Annotated in this window: 20 protein-coding genes and 1 pseudogene; 14 read left to right on the top strand and 7 right to left on the bottom strand. The window is 70.4% G+C overall.

Annotated elements, in window-relative coordinates:
* Positions 1-19: 19 nt before the first annotated feature.
* The 6 genes and pseudogenes from QFZ76_RS24540 to QFZ76_RS24515 all read right to left on the bottom strand — a co-directional run bounded on the left by QFZ76_RS24540 (position 20) and on the right by QFZ76_RS24515 (position 5,820).
* Positions 20-1,462: a HAMP domain-containing sensor histidine kinase gene (locus QFZ76_RS24540; protein WP_307675766.1), complete on the bottom strand. Its 1,443-nt coding sequence runs from the start codon at positions 1,460-1,462 to the stop codon at positions 20-22.
* Positions 1,459-2,197 (bottom strand): annotated as a pseudogene (locus tag QFZ76_RS24535) (response regulator transcription factor). The gene QFZ76_RS24540 and the pseudogene QFZ76_RS24535 overlap by 4 nt, the downstream one beginning before the upstream one ends.
* Before the next feature lie 137 nt (positions 2,198-2,334).
* Positions 2,335-2,517 carry a hypothetical protein gene (locus QFZ76_RS24530; RefSeq protein WP_307675765.1) on the bottom strand — a complete coding sequence of 61 codons (183 nt, stop codon included), beginning with the start codon at positions 2,515-2,517 and terminating at the stop codon, positions 2,335-2,337.
* A gap of 34 nt (positions 2,518-2,551) precedes the next feature.
* Positions 2,552-3,736 (bottom strand): S1C family serine protease, encoded by a 1,185-nt coding sequence (locus QFZ76_RS24525; RefSeq protein ID WP_307675764.1) that lies wholly within the window; start codon positions 3,734-3,736, stop codon positions 2,552-2,554.
* Between the two features lie 187 nt (positions 3,737-3,923).
* Positions 3,924-4,946: a LacI family DNA-binding transcriptional regulator gene (locus QFZ76_RS24520; protein WP_266437356.1), complete on the bottom strand. Its 1,023-nt coding sequence runs from the start codon at positions 4,944-4,946 to the stop codon at positions 3,924-3,926.
* Positions 4,947-5,031: 85 nt separating this feature from the next.
* Positions 5,032-5,820 carry a response regulator transcription factor gene (locus QFZ76_RS24515; protein ID WP_266437357.1) on the bottom strand — a complete coding sequence of 263 codons (789 nt, stop codon included), beginning with the start codon at positions 5,818-5,820 and terminating at the stop codon, positions 5,032-5,034.
* 179 nt (positions 5,821-5,999) lie between these two features.
* Here QFZ76_RS24515 and QFZ76_RS24510 point away from each other — a divergent pair, with 179 nt between their 5' ends.
* The 9 genes from QFZ76_RS24510 to QFZ76_RS24475 all read left to right on the top strand — a co-directional run bounded on the left by QFZ76_RS24510 (position 6,000) and on the right by QFZ76_RS24475 (position 11,536).
* Positions 6,000-6,893 carry an alpha/beta hydrolase gene (locus QFZ76_RS24510; RefSeq protein ID WP_307675763.1) on the top strand — a complete coding sequence of 298 codons (894 nt, stop codon included), beginning with the start codon at positions 6,000-6,002 and terminating at the stop codon, positions 6,891-6,893.
* 37 nt (positions 6,894-6,930) lie between these two features.
* Entirely contained in the window at positions 6,931-7,185 is a 255-nt protein-coding gene (locus QFZ76_RS24505) for a MoaD/ThiS family protein (protein ID WP_266437362.1), read from the top strand.
* Positions 7,186-7,187: 2 nt separating this feature from the next.
* A complete protein-coding gene (locus QFZ76_RS24500; RefSeq protein ID WP_307675762.1) occupies positions 7,188-8,324 on the top strand; it encodes a hypothetical protein in 1,137 nt (378 codons plus the stop codon).
* A 151-nt stretch (positions 8,325-8,475) separates the two neighbouring features.
* Positions 8,476-9,213, top strand: coding sequence for a DUF2993 domain-containing protein (locus tag QFZ76_RS24495; protein WP_307675761.1), 738 nt, complete (start codon positions 8,476-8,478; stop codon positions 9,211-9,213).
* Positions 9,214-9,419: 206 nt separating this feature from the next.
* Positions 9,420-9,500 (top strand): putative leader peptide, encoded by an 81-nt coding sequence (locus QFZ76_RS51840; RefSeq protein ID WP_373464534.1) that lies wholly within the window; start codon positions 9,420-9,422, stop codon positions 9,498-9,500.
* A 128-nt stretch (positions 9,501-9,628) separates the two neighbouring features.
* Positions 9,629-10,468: a sulfurtransferase gene (locus QFZ76_RS24490; protein ID WP_307675760.1), complete on the top strand. Its 840-nt coding sequence runs from the start codon at positions 9,629-9,631 to the stop codon at positions 10,466-10,468.
* Positions 10,469-10,498: 30 nt separating this feature from the next.
* Complete coding sequence (locus QFZ76_RS24485) at positions 10,499-10,786, top strand: DUF1416 domain-containing protein (RefSeq protein WP_037688344.1); 288 nt, start codon at positions 10,499-10,501, stop codon at positions 10,784-10,786.
* Between the two features lie 92 nt (positions 10,787-10,878).
* Complete coding sequence (locus QFZ76_RS24480; protein WP_266437369.1) at positions 10,879-11,139, top strand: DUF3099 domain-containing protein; 261 nt, start codon at positions 10,879-10,881, stop codon at positions 11,137-11,139.
* Positions 11,140-11,149: 10 nt separating this feature from the next.
* Positions 11,150-11,536 carry a VOC family protein gene (locus QFZ76_RS24475; RefSeq protein ID WP_307675759.1) on the top strand — a complete coding sequence of 129 codons (387 nt, stop codon included), beginning with the start codon at positions 11,150-11,152 and terminating at the stop codon, positions 11,534-11,536.
* Here the strand turns inward: QFZ76_RS24475 and QFZ76_RS24470 are convergent.
* Positions 11,530-11,892, bottom strand: coding sequence for a DsrE family protein (locus tag QFZ76_RS24470; protein WP_307675758.1), 363 nt, complete (start codon positions 11,890-11,892; stop codon positions 11,530-11,532). The genes QFZ76_RS24475 and QFZ76_RS24470 overlap by 7 nt on opposite strands.
* A gap of 102 nt (positions 11,893-11,994) precedes the next feature.
* Between QFZ76_RS24470 and QFZ76_RS24465 the strand changes: the two genes are divergently transcribed.
* From QFZ76_RS24465 to QFZ76_RS24445, 5 genes are all read left to right on the top strand, one after another.
* Positions 11,995-12,774, top strand: a complete 780-nt coding sequence (locus QFZ76_RS24465; protein ID WP_307675757.1) for a hypothetical protein — start codon at positions 11,995-11,997, stop codon at positions 12,772-12,774.
* Entirely contained in the window at positions 12,771-13,574 is an 804-nt protein-coding gene (locus QFZ76_RS24460; protein ID WP_307675756.1) for a hypothetical protein, read from the top strand. Before QFZ76_RS24465 ends, QFZ76_RS24460 begins: the two co-directional genes overlap by 4 nt.
* Positions 13,571-14,497 carry a hypothetical protein gene (locus tag QFZ76_RS24455; RefSeq protein ID WP_373464347.1) on the top strand — a complete coding sequence of 309 codons (927 nt, stop codon included), beginning with the start codon at positions 13,571-13,573 and terminating at the stop codon, positions 14,495-14,497. Before QFZ76_RS24460 ends, QFZ76_RS24455 begins: the two co-directional genes overlap by 4 nt.
* Positions 14,498-14,742: 245 nt before the next feature.
* Positions 14,743-15,318 carry an FABP family protein gene (locus QFZ76_RS24450; protein WP_307675755.1) on the top strand — a complete coding sequence of 192 codons (576 nt, stop codon included), beginning with the start codon at positions 14,743-14,745 and terminating at the stop codon, positions 15,316-15,318.
* Positions 15,319-15,334: 16 nt separating this feature from the next.
* On the top strand, positions 15,335-15,772 hold the full coding sequence (locus QFZ76_RS24445) for a Fur family transcriptional regulator (RefSeq protein ID WP_266437384.1): 438 nt from the start codon (positions 15,335-15,337) through the stop codon (positions 15,770-15,772).
* The last annotated feature ends 6 nt before the right edge of the window (positions 15,773-15,778 follow it).

Raw genomic sequence — 15,778 nt, 5'->3', positions numbered from 1 at the left:
CGGGCACCCTACGCGAGAGTCACTCGACGGCGGGCGCTTCCGGCGGAGGCGTCGGCGCCCCCGGCAGTCGTACGGTCGCCACCGTGCCGCCGCCCTCCGCGCGGCCCAGGCCGACCTCGCCGCCGGCCTGCTCGACCGTACGCGCGACGATCGACAGGCCGAGACCGGAGCCGGGCAGGGCGCGGGCGCTGGGGGAGCGCCAGAAGCGGTCGAAGACGTGCGGGAGTTCCTCGGCGGGGATGCCGGGGCCGTGGTCGCGGACGGTGAGCACACCCTGGGCGAGCTGCACCTCGACGCTGCCGCCCTCGGGGCTGAACTTCACCGCGTTGTCCAGGATGTTGACGACCGCGCGCTCCAGGGCGGCCGGTTCCGCGCGGACGTACCAGGGCTGGAGGTCGGCGGTGATCGTCAGCTCGGGACCGCGGAGCCGTGCCCGGCGGAGCGCCGACTCGACGGTGTCCTCCAACGACACCACCTGAAGGCGTTCGCCCCGCTGCCCCTCCGAGCGGGACAGCTCCTGCAAGTCGCCGATGAGGGCGGCCAGCTCGGTCATCTGCGCCTTCACGGAGGCGAGGAGCGCCTTGCGGTCGGCCTCGGGGATGGGGCGGCCGGTCTCCTCGCTGCGGGTGAGGAGCTCGATGTTGGTACGCAGGGAGGTGAGGGGGGTGCGGAGTTCGTGACCGGCGTCGGCGATGAGCTGCTGCTGGAGCTCGCGGGAGTTGGCGAGGGACGAGGTCATCGAGTTGAAGGACCGGGAGAGGCGGGCGACCTCGTCCTCGCTGTCGTCCTCCACGGGGATGCGGATGTGCAGGTCGTCGGTGCGGGCCACGTGTTCGACGGCTTCGGTGAGCTTGTCGACGGGGCGGAGGCCGGCGCGGGCCACCATGAGGCCGGCGGCCCCGGCGCCGATGACTCCCACGCCGGAGACGAGGAGGAGGATGAGGGCGAGTTCGTTGAGGGTGGACTGGGTGCCCTTGAGGGGGACCGCGAGCTGCAGGGCGACTCCCTGGGTGTCGTTCTGGTCGACGCCCAGGTACCGGGTCAGAACGCGTACGGCGTTGCCGTCCTCGTCGGTGCCGTTGCGGATGAAGAGCTGGTTGGCTTTCGCACCCTTGATCACGTCCTTGTCGGAGCCGGTGACCTCGACCGTGCCCGGCGAGTTCGGGTCGACGCAGGGGTCGCCCTCCTCCTTGATCGCCTGGACGTAGTCGTTCCGGCCCGGGAAGTTCTGCGTGTTCTCCAGCGGGGTCTGCGTGCACCTCTGGAGGAGGGCGTCGACCGTGCCGGGCCGCTGCACCATGTCCTTCAGGTCGGCGTCGGCCTGGTCGTACAGCTTCCCCTGCACGATGAACCAACAGGTCACCGAGACCGCCGCCACCGCGAACGCCACCGCCGCCGCGACCAGCATCGCCAAGCGCGAGCGGATCGGCAGCGACCGGAACCGCCGTGCAACCCTGTTCACTCCGCCCCGCCCTGCCGCAACACATACCCCACACCCCGCACCGTGTGCACGAGCCGCGGCTCGCCGCCCGCCTCGGTCTTGCGGCGGAGGTACATGACGTACACGTCGAGGGAGTTGGAGGACGGCTCGAAGTCGAAGCCCCAGACCGCCTTGAGGATCTGCTCGCGCGTGAGGACCTGGCGTGGGTGGGCCATGAACATCTCGAGGAGCGTGAACTCGGTGCGGGTCAGCTCCACGGGCCGCCCGGCACGGGTGACCTCCCGCGTCGCGAGGTCCATGCGCAGGTCCGCGAAGGTGAGCGCCTCGTCGTCCGCCGCCGAACCTGCCCCGGCCGCCGCCGCGTACGAGCTGCGGCGCAGCAGCGCGCGGACGCGGGCGAAGAGTTCGTCGAGTTCGAAGGGCTTGACCAGGTAGTCGTCGGCCCCGGGCGTCCAGGCCCGTCACCCGGTCGCCGACCGTGTCGCGGGCCGTCAGCATCAGGATGGGGGTGGTGTCGCCCGCGCCGCGGATCCGGCGGGCGGCGGTGAGGCCGTCCATGCGGGGCATCTGGATGTCGAGGACGACCAGGTCGGGCTGGTACGCGGTCGCCTTCTCCAGGGCGTCCGCGCCGTCGACCGCGACCTCCGTGTCGTAGCCCTCGAAGGCGAGGCTGCGCTGGAGTGCTTCACGCACCGCCGGCTCGTCGTCGACGATCAGGATGCGCTGGGTGTCACGGTCGCCTTCGGCGGGGCTCATGGGCTTCGGATTCCTCGGGTGCGGTGGGACGACAGGGGACTGAAACGTGCTGGGGCTGCTCAAGGGTGCTGAACGGTGCTGACCGCTTTCAGCCTCGCATGTTTCCCTGCTGCCGCTGAAGGAAGAGTCGGGTGGGATCAGCCGCGCACGGTACGGCGGCGGGCGGCGGCCTTCGCGCGGCGGCCCGCGCCGTGGGCGGCGGTGGCCACCTCGGGCGCCCGCGTCGTCACCGGCGCGTGCAGCTCGTACGCCACCTCAAGGGCCAGGGCGAAGCCGGCCGGGTCGGTGCCGGCCACCGTGTGCGAAACCTGCTTGAACATGACGTACTCCCTACGAAGCCGGGTCGGGTGGGGTTCAGCTGTCGGAACCGCCGGCCCGCAGTGTGGGCAGGTCGGACTTGACGGTGTTGATCGGGATGGCGAAGCCGAGGCCCACGCTGCCGGCGCTCGACGAGCTGGTGGCGTCGGCGGCCGAGTACATCGCGGAGTTGATGCCGATGATGTTGCCGTTCATGTCGATGAGCGCGCCGCCGGAGTTGCCGGGGTTCAGCGAGGCGTCCGTCTGGAGCGCCTTGTACGTGGTGGTCGAGGAACCGGTGTCGCCGTTGAACTGCCGGCCGCCGAACTCGAACGGCCACTGGCCGCTGCCGCCGCCCTGGCCCTGGCTCTCGTCGGTCGAGACCGTGACGTCACGGTTCAGGGCGGAGACGATGCCGCTGGTGACGGTGCCGGTCAGACCCTCGGGGGAGCCGATCGCCACGACCGTGTCGCCGACCTGGACGCCGCTGGAGTCGCCGAGGGTGGCCACGGTCAGGCCGGAGGCGTTCTCCAGCTTGATCAGGGCGAGGTCCTTCTTGCTGTCGGTGCCGACGACCTTCGCGGTGTAGGTCTTGCCGTCGCTGGTGCTCACCTTGATCGAGGAGGCGCCGGACACGACGTGGTTGTTGGTGATGATCTCGCCGTCGCTCGTGATGATCACGCCGGAGCCGGTGGACTCGCCGGCGTTGGAGGTGGCGTTGATCTCGACGATGCTCGGGCTGACCGCCTTGGCCACTCCGGCGACCGTGCCCTTGTCGGCGGACGGCACCACGGTGGTGCTGGTGCTGCTGGAGGCGACCGTGTCGTTGCCGGTCAGTTCCTGGATGCCGTACGCGGTACCGCCGCCTATCGCCGCGGCGACGATCGCCACGGCGGCGAGCAGGGCGATCGGGCCCCGGGTGCGCTTCTTGTGGGCCGGCGGCGCGGGCTCGGCGGGGACCGCCGTCATCACGGCCGTACCGCCGCCGTGGCCGTCACCGCCGCCGTGGGCACCGCCGGCCGCGAATCCGGCCGGCGCGGACGCCTGCGAGGCCTGGCCCGGCCATACCGTGGTGCCCGGCTCGACGGTGACCGGCTGCACGGGCTCGTGCGCCGGCGGGGGCGGCCACTCGGGGTTCACGGGGGAGGAGGCCTGCTGCTGGGGGTACGCGGCCTGGTCGCCGTGACCCTGGGACTGCTCGGGGTTCTCGTACTCGCCGCTGCGGCGGAAGCTCTCGGTCATGACACGTAGCTTGTCCGTCGACCATGAGAGCTCCCTGAGTGCTCCCTGAGAAGCCCGGCAGAACCTCGTACGTCCGATATAAAGACGCTTCTGGCAGCTTGGGGGACTCTCTCAGAAAACCCTCAGCAAGCCCGCCGGAGTCCTCCGGGACACACCGCAGCCGTTACACGCAGCCGCAGGACTGCCGTCACACGCAGCCGCAGGAGTGCCGGACCACCAGCCGCGACGGGAACACCTTCAGCCGCTCCCGCCGGGACCCGGCCACCCGCAGCCCGTCGTCGAGGACGAGGTCGACCGCGGCCCGTGCCATCGCGGAGCGGTCCGATGCGATCGTGGTCAGCGGCGGGTCGGCGAGTGCCGCTTCCTTGATGTCGTCGAAGCCGGCCACCGCCAGCTCGCCGGGGACGTCGATGCGCAGCTCGCGCGCCGCGCGCAGCAGGCCGATCGCCTGGTCGTCGGTGGAGCAGAAGATCGCGGGCGGGCGGTTGGGCCCGGAGAGGATCTTGAGGGCGGCCTGGTAGGCGTCGTAGCGGTTGTACAGGGCTTCGAAGAGCCTGCCCTCCGTGGACACCCCGGCCTCGGACATGGCGCGCCGCCAGCCCTCGACGTGGTCGGAGACCGGGTCGCCGACCGACGGGGTCTCCGCTATGCCGCCCATACAGGCGACGTACTCGTAGCCGTGCTCCAGCAAATGGGTCACGGCGAGGTGGGCGCCGCCCAGGTCGTCCGTGACGACGGCGACGTCGTCGATGGCCTCGGGCCGCTCGTGCAGCAGGACCACGCGGGCGTCCCAGGCGTCGATCTCGGCGGCGGCGTTGTCGTTCAGCGCGTGGCTGACGAGGATCAGGCCCGAGACGCGCATCCCGAGGAAGGCACGCAGATAGTGGACCTCGCGCTCGCCGATGTAGTCGGAGTTGCCGACGAGCACCATTTTTCCGCGCTCGGACGCGGCCTGTTCGACCGCGTGCGCCATCTCCCCGAAGAAGGGCTGGCGCGCGTCCGGCACGATCAGGCCTATGAGGTCCGTACGCCGGGACGCCATCGCCTGGGCGACCCGGTCGGGCCGGTAACCCAGTTCCTTGATCGCGGCGAGGACACGCTCGCGCGTGGCCGGGGCAACCGGCCGGGGTCCGTTGTTGATGACATAGCTGACGACGGCGGTCGACGTACCCGCCAGTCGCGCTACATCATCCCTGGTTACCTTGGCCACGCGCGGAGTCTACGCGGATGGACCCGCTCTGGGCAGGGCGTCAAGGAGGCTACCGGTGCGTAGGCGAGCCCCGCCCGAGCGGCCGCTATGCCTCCGCGGGGATCTCCGTGCCGTCCAGAGCGGTCGCCTCGTCCGCATCCTCCGGCTTTGCGGGGCCCGCCTGGGCCGCCTTGGCCTTCGCCTCGTCCGAGGTGCGGTCGGCCTTCTCCGGCGTAACGAATCGATAACCGACGTTCCGGACGGTCCCGATCAGCGACTCGTGCTCGGGTCCGAGCTTGGCGCGCAGTCGTCGTACGTGCACGTCGACCGTGCGGGTGCCGCCGAAGTAGTCGTAGCCCCAGACCTCCTGCAGCAGCTGAGCGCGCGTGAAGACGCGGCCCGGGTGCTGGGCGAGGTACTTCAGGAGCTCGAACTCCTTGAAGGTGAGGTCGAGGACGCGGCCCTTGAGCTTGGCGGAGTAGGTCGCCTCGTCGACCGACAGGTCGCCGTTGCGGATCTCCATGGGGGAGTCGTCGTTGACGATCTGCTGGCGGCCCATGGCCAGGCGCAGGCGCGCCTCGACCTCCGCCGGTCCGGCGGTGTCCAGCAGGACGTCGTCGATGCCCCAGTCGGCGGTGACGGCCGCGAGGCCGCCTTCGGTCACTACGAGGATGAGTGGACAGCCGGGCCCGGTGGACCGCAGCAGCTGGCACAGGCTGCGGACCTGCGGGAGGTCGCGGCGCCCGTCGATGAGAATGACGTCGGCGCCCGGGGTGTCGACGAGGGCGGGGCCTTCGGCCGGAGCCACTCGCACGTTGTGCAGAAGCAGGCCGAGGGCGGGAAGCACCTCCGTCGACGGCTGGAGGGCATTGGTCAGGAGCAGCAGAGAACTCATACGTCTGGTTCCTCCTCGGTCCCTGCGAGGACGTTTGCGGCACTGCGGTACTGCGGACTGCTCTGCATTCCCGGGGCCCGTACACCTGCGGTTTTCCGCCTCGTATACAACGCGTCCGAAAGCACAAAAGGACTCGGGGGCTACGCTGCCCGAGTCCTCTGCCTAGGAGAATAGCCCACATGAGCACCGGAGCGGCAGGTCATGTGGCGCGTTCCACCGTTCGTCCGAACTCCGAGACGAGCAGACGCGCACCTTTGCGGACGTTTCTGTACACCGCCGATGGGATTTCCATTGATTCCGTATACGACCCGGGAGTGGTCGTATACGACGCCGGACGGCCACCTTCCCGTGACCTGGTGTTCGTCATCGCGCACGGTTTCACCGGCGACGTGGACCGCCCGCACGTCCGCCGCATCGCGCAGGTGTTCGCCCAGTACGGGGCCGTGGTCACCTTCTCCTTCCGCGGCCACGGCGCCTCCGGCGGGCGTTCGACGGTCGGCGACAAGGAGGTGCTCGACCTCGCCGCCGCGGTGGAGTGGGCTCGCTCCTTCGGGCACGCGCGCGTGGCCACCGTCGGCTTCTCCATGGGCGGCTCGGTGGTGCTGCGGCACGCGGCACTGTTCCCGCCGGAAGGATCGGAGCGAGGCTCGGAGCGAGCGGGGCGCGAGGGGCGCACGGAAGCGGTAACGGACGCGGTGGTTTCGGTGAGCGCTCCCGCCCGCTGGTACTACCGGGGCACGGCCCCTATGCGCCGCCTGCACTGGCTGGTAACGCGCCCCGAGGGCCGCCTGGTGGGCCGCTACGGGCTGCGGACGCGCATCCATCACCGGGAGTGGGACCCGGTGCCGCTGTCCCCGGTGGAGGCGGTGCCGCGGATCGCGCCGACGCCCCTGCTCGTCGTCCACGGCGAGCAGGACGGCTACTTCCCGGTCGACCACCCCCGCATGCTGGCCACCGCCGCCGGTGACCACGGCGAACTCTGGCTGGAGCCCGGCATGGGCCACGCCGAGCACGCGGCCACCGACGAGCTGCTGGCCCGGATCGGGGACTGGGCGCTCTCACAGCCGGGCTAGCCTGGCCGTGTACACCGCCGATTGATTGAGGAACCCGATGGCAAAGGTCACGGTGCGCTACTGGGCGGCCGCGAAGGCCGCGGCCGGGATCGCCGAGGAGCCGTTCGACGCGGCCACGCTCGCCGAGGCGCTCGACGCCGTGCGCGGGCGACACCCCGGCGAACTCGTGCGCGTCCTGCAGCGATGCTCGTTCCTCGTCGACGGTGACCCCGTGGGCACCCGCGGACATGAGACCGTACGGCTGGCCGACGGCGGCACGGTCGAGGTGCTGCCGCCGTTCGCAGGAGGGTGACGATGAGCGACCAGCCGCATGACGGCGGTACGGGCCCTGCCCCGTACCAACAGGGGTACGAGGGGCACGAGGGGCACGACCCGTACTGGCAGCAGGCCTACGAGGAGCCGCAGGCCGCCCAGCAGTACACGCAGCAGTGGCAGGGGCAGACCTGGGAGACGCAGGTCCAGCAGCCGGCGCAGGCCGTGCAGCCTGTCCAGTCGTCGGCGCCGGCCGAGACGGCGTACATGCCGCAGCAGGCGCCCGCGCAGCCGGCGTACGCGTCCTACGGAGGACCGCAGCCCCAGGCGCAGGCACCCCAAGCACCCCAAGCCTCCCTGACGCCCGTATCCGGGGAGACGACCTCCGGCTACGGCCCCGCCACCGTCGCCGGCAACGCCCGGATCACCGACGCGCAGCGGGCCCGCCTCGAGGGGCGTTCCCCCATCATCGAGCCCGGCATGCAGCCCGCCGCGCTCACCGCGCTGCTCGGCCTGCTCCTGTCCGGTACGGCGGCCATCGGGTCGTACGCCCTCCTCGTACCGCTCGTCGTCCTCCAGGCCGTCACGGCGGCCGGCTGGTTCCGGCTCAACGGCATGTGGCCCGCCCGGCAGGGCATCGCACTGGCGTTCCTGGGCGCGCTGGCGGCGGACGCCGTACTCCTCGCGGCCGGCCGCGAGCACGGGCCCGCCGCGATCCTCGGCACGCTGGGCGTCTGGGTCCTGCTCTCCCTCGTCCTCCAACTGCGCTCGCACGCCGAACCGGACGAGCGGATGTACGGCCTGATGGCGACGGTCGCCTCGGCGGCCCTGGCGATCATCGCGGCCGGCCACCTCGCGGCCGACCCGGACGCGGTCACGGTCGGCGCGGCCGCGGTGGCGGTCGCCGTCCTGGCCCGCGCGCTGCCCCTGCCGACCCCGGCCTCCGTGGCCGTCTCCCTGCTCGCCGCGGCGGGCGCGGGGATCGCGGTCGGCCAGCTGACGGGGCTCGGCGCGAAGGGCGCGCTGCTCGGCGGTGGCGCGGCGGTGTGCGCGCTGATCGGCCACCGGGTGGCGAGCTACGACTACCCGTCGAAGTTCGTGCACTTGACGGCGGGTGTGGCACTGCCGCTGGCGGCGGCCGCACCGGCGGTCTACGTGCTGGGGCGGGCGCTGGCCTGACGCGGCCGGGCGGTCCGTCGCTCATGTCACAGCTGTCACAGCTGATCGACAATTTCCCGGTCCCCGCCCGGCGCAGGGTTACCCTCACGCTCGACGGCCACCCGTCCGTCAACCGACCGTCGTCTGACCGCCGTCGTGGGGGACACACCGCATGCGCGCACTGCGAATACTTCTGATCCTCGTCGTGATCATCGGCGGCCTCTTCGTCCTCGCCGACCGTCTCGCGGTCAACTTCGCGGAGGACGAGGCGGCGGACAAGCTGAAGACCACCGAGGGCCTGGCCGCCACCCCCGACGTCTCCATCAAGGGCTTCCCCTTCCTCACCCAGGTCGTCGGCGGCGTGCTCGACGACGTCGAGGTCGACATCCAGGACTACGAGGCGGACACCGGCACCACCGGCGGAACCATCCGTATCGACGACCTCAAGGCGAACATGAGGGGCGTCGAGTTCTCCGGCGACTACAGCTCCGCCACCGCCAACAGCGCCATCGGCACCGCGTCCATCACGTACGACGAGCTGCTCAAGACCGCCAAGGCCCAGCCCACCCAGGTCGCCCCCGGCGTCACCGCCGAGATCGTCGGCCTCTCCGACGGCGGCAACGGCAAGATCAAGGTCGAGATCGACGCGACGGTGCTCGGCACGAAGCTGCCCGAGCCGGTCTACGTGCTCAGCTCGGTCACCGCCGAGGGCGACACCGTGAAGGTGCACGCCGACACGCTGCCCTCGTTCGCCGGCGTCGACCTCGCCGAGAACCGGGCCCGTACGGTCACCGACTTCGAGCAGAAGATCGACGGGCTGCCCGGCGGCATCCAGCTGGACAAGGTGCAGGCGGCGCAGAACGGTGTGGAGATCACGGTGAAGGGTTCGAACGTCCGGCTGGCCGGGTAGGACGAGGGGCGGCGCGCGCATGGACGGCGGGTGTCCGAAAGGCGAGACGTTGCCGTCCGTGGAGTAGGTGTGATGACGGATACATCCGCCCGGGAGCCATGTCTCCACGGCCGCGGCGCTCGGTGTGTCCCACATCCCGGACGATCGCGTCTCAAAATACGACACGCCGGTGACACGCGCGCCTGTCCGTCCCTACGATCGAGGCCATGAAGCGACAGGCGGATCTCACGAAGCGGCGGGCAGTAGACCTGTGCCGCGTCTCCGCCATGCTCTGTCGCACTTTCTGAGCGGAAGCGCAGCCTTCCGTATCCCCCGCCCTGCCCAGGGCATTCGTGCGCACGCGCCTTCTGGCGGCCTGCACGCGCACACCTCTGACTTGCACGCCCCGCCGTAACTGCCCCGGAGGAGAAAGAGCATGAGCCGCAGCGACGTCCTGGTCGACGCCGACTGGGTCGAGGCCAACCTCGACAACCCCAGCATCGCCGTCGTCGAGGTGGACGAGGACACGTCCGCCTACGAGAAGAACCACATCCGCAACGCGATCCGCATCGACTGGACCAAGGACCTCCAGGACCCGGTCCGCCGTGACTTCGTCGACCAGGAGGGCTTCGAGAAGCTCCTGTCGGCCAAGGGCATCGCCAACGACACGCTGGTGATCCTCTACGGCGGCAACAACAACTGGTTCGCGTCGTACGCCTACTGGTACTTCAAGCTGTACGGCCACGAGAACGTCAAGCTTCTCGACGGCGGCCGCAAGAAGTGGGAACTGGACGCCCGCGAGCTGGTCGAGGACGTACCCGAGCGCCCCACGACCGAGTACCAGGCCAAGCCGCAGAACACCGCGATCCGCGCCTTCCGTGACGACGTCGTCGCCGCGATCGGTGCGCAGAACCTGGTCGACGTGCGTTCGCCCGACGAGTTCTCCGGCAAGCTGCTGGCCCCCGCCCACCTGCCGCAGGAGCAGTCGCAGCGCCCGGGTCACGTCCCGTCCGCCCGCAACATCCCGTGGTCGAAGAACGCCAACGACGACGGCACCTTCAAGTCGGACGAGGAGCTCAAGGAGCTCTACGCCGACGAGCAGGTCGACCTCGCCAAGGACACCATCGCCTACTGCCGCATCGGTGAGCGCTCCGCGCTGACCTGGTTCGTCCTGCACGAGCTGCTCGGTGTGGAGAACGTCAAGAACTACGACGGCTCCTGGACCGAGTACGGCTCCCTCGTGGGCGTGCCGATCGAGCTCGGCGCCAACAAGTAACCCCGACCTGAACGACCTCTGGAGACAGACATGTGTGGAGCGAAGGCCGGCGGCCCGGACGCCTCGACGATCAAGCCCGGTGAGACCACGATCCAGGGTCAGGTGACCCGCGACGGCGAGCCCGTGACCGGTTACGTCCGTCTCCTGGACTCGACCGGCGAGTTCACCGCGGAGGTCCCGACGTCCGCGACGGGTCAGTTCCGCTTCTACGCGGCCGAGGGCACCTGGACCGTACGCGCCCTCGTGCCCGGCGGCACGGCCGACCGCACGGTCGTCGCGGAGCAGGGCGGTCTCGCCGAGGTCGCGATCGCGGTCTGAGGCAGAACCTGACGACTGAAGGGCCGCACCCCGGGGTTGGACCCCGGGGTGCGGCCCTTCGGCACACCCGGCCACGGACCTACCCTGGAGCCATGTACGCACGGCGCCGGCACGTCTACTTCGCCATGATGGGGACCTGCATCGGGCTCTTCGTCCTGGCCTGGGGAGTCGTACGCCTCTGGTCGGTTCCCGTGGCGGTGGGAATGTGTGTGGTCGCCATGGTGATCCCCCCGGTCGCCGCCATGATCGCCAATCGTCGCGGCCCGGACGACCGCTGGTGGGACGACCCCTCCGGCGACCCGAAGTCCGACGACTGGTGGGACGAGCTGGACGGGAAGAGGCGTCCGCAGTAGGAAGAGGCGCATGTCGCCTGCGAGGCTGTCCACCGTGGTGCTCGACGCGCGTGACGCGCACGAGCCGGCCGGGTTCTACATGCGTCTGCTCGGGTACGAGGTGCGCGCCGAGGAGCCCGACTGGGTGCTCGTCGGCCCGCCGCCCGGCGCCGGGGGCACGGCGCTCTCCTTCCAGACCGAACCCGCGTACGTCCCGCCCGTCTGGCCCTCCCGCGACCCCGGAGACCAGCAGATGATGCTGCACCTGGACATCGAGGTCGACGACCTGGAGGCCGAGACCGCGCGGGCCGTCGCCGAGGGGGCGCGGCTCGCCGCGTACCAGCCCCAGGACGACGTACGAGTGCTGTACGACCCGGCCGGGCACCCCTTCTGCCTCTGGGTCCAGGCGTCTCAGTAGACGAGCGCCTGCGTCTCGTCCGCCAGGGACTCCTGGACGAACACCTGGGCTCCCGCGATGCGTACGCCCTTGATGACGTCCTTCTCCGTGATGTCCCGGCGGGCCGCGCACTGGGTGCACAGGGTGACGCGGCCGGCGGCCAGTACCGAGTCCAGGAGGTCGGGGAGCGGGGCCGCGTGCGGGAGCTCGAACTCGGCTGCCCGGCCCGGGAGGGCGAACCACGCGGACTCGCCGGTCAGCCACAGGGAGACGTCGACGCCGCTGGCCACGGCCACCGCCGCCACCGTGAACGCCTGCGAGCACCGCTCGGGGGAATCCGCCCCCGCCGTCACCTTGATCACGAGCTTCTTCGCCATGGCCGAATCGTAATCAACTCCCTTACAACTCGGTGCTTTGACCACGAGTCTCCTGTGAGCGCGCATAGGGAATGCGCACTTCACGTTCTGTGGGGGGACGTCTTGGAAGTACCCGAAGAAGTAGCCGACGCCCCAGTCGCCCCGGTTGCTCCGGTTGATTCACAGGCCGCACCCCGGCCCAGGCGCCGCGGGCGCACCGCACTGCTGATCGCCGGCGCCGCCGTCCTCGGCCTGGTCGCCGGTACCTGCGCCGGCTACCTCGTCCAGGCCGACCGCGAGCCGACCAGGCTGCCGCCGCTCTCGCAGCCGACGCTGCCGCAGGCGAAGGGCAAGGGGCCCGAGCCGCTGTCCGCCGCCCAGGACCGCCGGGTCAGGACCGACGGCGACCTGCGCAAGCTGCTGCTGAAGAAGCCGCGCGGCACGAAGGAGGCCGACTGGCTGGCCGGCGCCGACGGCTGGATGGACCTGGCCGCCTACGCCGACATGTACGAGTCGCCGGACGAGATCTTCGGCGACCTCGTCGGCGACGAGTTCCGCCGGGCGGCCGTCACCGGCTGGGAGTCCGGCACCACCACCCTGGAGATCCGGCTGATCCAGTTCCGCCAGGAGGAGTCGCCCGCGGCCCCCGAGGTGGTGGAGAGCAACCAGTACTGGGCGGACGCCGAGGACGCCACCGACAGCTGGATCATCCCCGGCACCGGGAGCGGCATGGCGTACGTCCACACCGAGCCGGAGACCGAGGACGGTTATCTGCCGCTCTACAGCGCGGAGGCCCACGCCTGGCGCGGGGACGTCGTCATGGAGATCTGGATCTACGACACCAGGCCGATCAGCAAGAAGAAGATCATGGACGTGGCAAAGCGCCAGATGGAGCGGCTGTGACCGAGAACCAGAACGAGCCGGTTCCGAGCACGCAGACTCCTGGTAAGAAGCCCTTCCTCCGCGGCCGTGTCGCCGCCGTGGCCGGAGCCCTCGTGGTCGTCGGAGCCGTCGTCGCCGGTGTCGGCCACACCGTGGTGACCGTGAACGACGCCGACCGCGACGCCGGCGCCCCCGTCTGGAAGTTCCCGAAGACCACGGTCGAGGACAAGAAGGCGGCCACCGCCAAGGGCCTCGCCGGCGTGCTCGTGCCGTACGGCACCGACGGCTGGACGCGTGGCCCCGACCTCGGCGAGTTCGGCTCCGACGCGCAGCTCAGCGGCGCCCAGGCAACCGCCCTGCGCAAGGAGTCGCTGAGCGACCTGCCCCGCACCCAGCGCAAGCAGCTGGAGAAGGAGATCGACCGGCAGCACATCACAGGCATGGCGATGCGCAGCTACCTCAGCTCGGACCCGAGCGCGCTCAGTGAGAACGAGGGCACTTACGCGGTGAGCATCGTGCTGGCGCAGATGGAGAGCCGGGCGGCCGTGCGGGACATGGCCACGTTCCAGAGCGAGTTCCTCGACGCCCTGGACGTCTTCCGCAAGGGCCCCGAGATCAAGGGCCACAAGAACGCCGAGTGCTTCCTGCCGCCCAAGACCGACGCGGACGACGACCTCGACAGCATGTACTGCTCCGCCTACCAGGGCGACGTCCTGCTCACCGCCACCGCCGAAGGCGTCAAGCCACTCGACACCAAGGGAGTCGCGATGCTCCTCGCCGAGCAGCTCGACCGCATAGCCGAACCGGGGGAGGCGGTATGACCGAGCAGCCCCGGACCACGGAACCGACGGCGACGGAACCGACGGCAGCGGAGCCGACGGCAGCGGAGCCGACAGCACCGGAGCCGCAGCCCGTCCTGCCCCCGCCCCCCATGGCACCGCCCCTCCAGGCACCTCCCGCACCTCCCGCACCCCCCACCCCCAAAGACCGCCGAGTCCTGCGCGCCGTCCTGCGCTGGACCGCCGCCGTCGTGGTGTGCGCGGCGGTCGGGGCGTCGGCGGCGTACGGGATCACGCGGATGGAGCGGACGGACGTACCGGGACTGGCGACGGAGTCGGACGGGCGCTGGGACTACCCGGCGCTGACGAAGCCGCCGCTGCCCTCGGGCAGCCCGGAGCCCTTCGCCGAGGCGAACAAGGCCGGCGCACACTACGCCGACCTGCGGGCCCTCGTCCTGCCCGCCCCCGTGGGCGCCGCGGAGGACAAGGCGCTGCGCGGCTCGGACGGCTGGCTGGCGACGAAGGACTTCCTGGCGGCGTACGAGGCGGAGGAGCGCGAGGAGTTCCGGCAGCAGCTCACCGACGACGGCCTGCGGCACATCGCGGCCCGCGGCTGGACCACCGAGGACGGCACGCACACCCGGATCTACCTCCTGCACTTCGACACCGCGGCAGTCGTGGACGAGGCGTTCTCCACGGACATCGCCCCGTACGGCAGCCCCGGCCTCCTGCTGCGCGGTGCGGGCTCCTCCGTCTCCGACGAGGACTTCCCGGAGCCGGCCCGCGTCGACGACGTCCAGCGCACGGTCTACACCGAGTCGAAGCCGTACGGCGCCGAGCACGTCCGGCAGGCGTACCTGGCCGCCGGTGACGTCCTCGCCGTGATCATCCAGTCCCGGAAGGGCACGGCCGAGGCCGTTCCGTTCCAGCAGACGGTGACCCTGCAGAGCCAGCTGCTGGGGTGACGCCCGCCAGGGCGGACCTCACGGAGAGAGCCGGGCCCCGGCCGCGTAAGCTGGGGCCCGGCTTTTGTGTACCGCCATCCCACTGTGTACTGCCATCCACGATCGTCCGAGGAGCACTCCGTGCTTGAGGTTGTCTTCGAAGCCCTGTTGGTCCTGGTCTGCGTCGGCGTGCTCGCGTTCGCCGGACTGACGGTGAAGAAGCTGTACCAGGGCCAGCGCTGACCCACGTCTAGGAACTGCTGCTCATGATCGAGATCCCGTCCGACCTCCACAAGGACCTGGTCCCCCTCGTCTTCCTGCTCGGCAACTGGGCGGGCGCGGGCGTGCACGACTTCCCCGGTTCCGAGAAGTGCAACTTCGGACAGGAGGTCTCCTTCACGCACGACGGCCGGGACTTCCTGGAGTACCACTCCCACACCTGGGTGCTCGACAAGGACGGCAACAAGGTCCGCCCGCTGGAGTCCGAGTCCGGCTTCTGGCGGGTCGACGCCGACCGCAAGGTCGAGATCACCATGGTCCGCGACGACGGTGTCGTCGAGGTCTGGTACGGCGAGCTGGCCAAGCAGAAGCCGCAGATCGACCTGGTCACGGACGCGGTGGCCCGTACGGCCGCCTCCGGCCCGTATACCGGTGGCAAGCGGCTGTACGGCTACGTCAACAGCGACCTCATGTGGGTCGGCGAGAAGCAGACCCCCGAGGTCGAGCTGCGCCCCTACATGTCGGCCCACCTGAAGAAGGTCGTCACCCCCGAGGACGTCGAGCGCTGGGCCAGGGCCCTGCCCGACGACATGCCGGACGACGGCATCGCGTTCTTCAAGTAGTCCTAGACTCTCTGGTGTGGTGAGCACCGATTGGAAGAGCGACCTCAGGCAGCGCGGCTATCGGCTGACGCCGCAGCGTCAGCTTGTGCTCGAAGCCGTGGACACCCTGGAGCACGCGACCCCCGACGACATCCTCATCGAGGTGAGGAAGACCGCGTCGGGGGTCAACATTTCCACCGTGTACCGGACGCTGGAGCTCCTGGAGGAGCTCGGGCTGGTCAGCCATGCCCATCTGGGGCACGGTGCGCCGACGTACCACCTGGCCGACCGGCACCACCACATCCATCTGGTCTGCCGCGACTGCACGAACGTCATCGAGGCCGACATCTCGGTGGCGGCCGAGTTCACCGCCAAGCTCCGCAAGGAGTTCGGCTTCGAGACCGACATGAAGCACTTCGCGATCTTCGGCCGGTGCAAGGACTGTTCGCTGAAGGGTTCAACTACCGAGTCGTAGGCTTAG

The organism is Streptomyces sp. V4I2 (assembly GCF_030817655.1).
GTDB lineage: Bacteria > Actinomycetota > Actinomycetes > Streptomycetales > Streptomycetaceae > Streptomyces > Streptomyces plumbiresistens.
Note: the sequence above shows the minus strand (reverse complement) of the source record. Positions and strands in the feature narration are given on the sequence as shown.

Bases quoted from the DNA above. Each gene is read 5' to 3' on its own strand.
- QFZ76_RS24505 (WP_266437362.1), top strand. From the start codon at position 6,931: ATGGCAAAGGTCACGGTGCGCTACTGGGCGGCCGCGAAGGCCGCGGCC.
- QFZ76_RS24500 (WP_307675762.1), top strand. From the start codon at position 7,188: ATGAGCGACCAGCCGCATGACGGCGGTACGGGCCCTGCCCCGTACCAA.
- QFZ76_RS24510 (WP_307675763.1), top strand. From the start codon at position 6,000: ATGAGCACCGGAGCGGCAGGTCATGTGGCGCGTTCCACCGTTCGTCCG.
- QFZ76_RS51840 (WP_373464534.1), top strand. From the start codon at position 9,420: ATGAAGCGACAGGCGGATCTCACGAAGCGGCGGGCAGTAGACCTGTGC.
- QFZ76_RS24515 (WP_266437357.1), bottom strand. From the start codon at position 5,820: ATGAGTTCTCTGCTGCTCCTGACCAATGCCCTCCAGCCGTCGACGGAG.
- QFZ76_RS24475 (WP_307675759.1), top strand. From the start codon at position 11,150: ATGTCGCCTGCGAGGCTGTCCACCGTGGTGCTCGACGCGCGTGACGCG.
- QFZ76_RS24490 (WP_307675760.1), top strand. From the start codon at position 9,629: ATGAGCCGCAGCGACGTCCTGGTCGACGCCGACTGGGTCGAGGCCAAC.
- QFZ76_RS24530 (WP_307675765.1), bottom strand. From the start codon at position 2,517: ATGTTCAAGCAGGTTTCGCACACGGTGGCCGGCACCGACCCGGCCGGC.
- QFZ76_RS24470 (WP_307675758.1), bottom strand. From the start codon at position 11,892: ATGGCGAAGAAGCTCGTGATCAAGGTGACGGCGGGGGCGGATTCCCCC.
- QFZ76_RS24450 (WP_307675755.1), top strand. From the start codon at position 14,743: ATGATCGAGATCCCGTCCGACCTCCACAAGGACCTGGTCCCCCTCGTC.
- QFZ76_RS24525 (WP_307675764.1), bottom strand. From the start codon at position 3,736: ATGACCGAGAGCTTCCGCCGCAGCGGCGAGTACGAGAACCCCGAGCAG.
- QFZ76_RS24480 (WP_266437369.1), top strand. From the start codon at position 10,879: ATGTACGCACGGCGCCGGCACGTCTACTTCGCCATGATGGGGACCTGC.
- QFZ76_RS24455 (WP_373464347.1), top strand. From the start codon at position 13,571: ATGACCGAGCAGCCCCGGACCACGGAACCGACGGCGACGGAACCGACG.
- QFZ76_RS24495 (WP_307675761.1), top strand. From the start codon at position 8,476: ATGCGCGCACTGCGAATACTTCTGATCCTCGTCGTGATCATCGGCGGC.
- QFZ76_RS24485 (WP_037688344.1), top strand. From the start codon at position 10,499: ATGTGTGGAGCGAAGGCCGGCGGCCCGGACGCCTCGACGATCAAGCCC.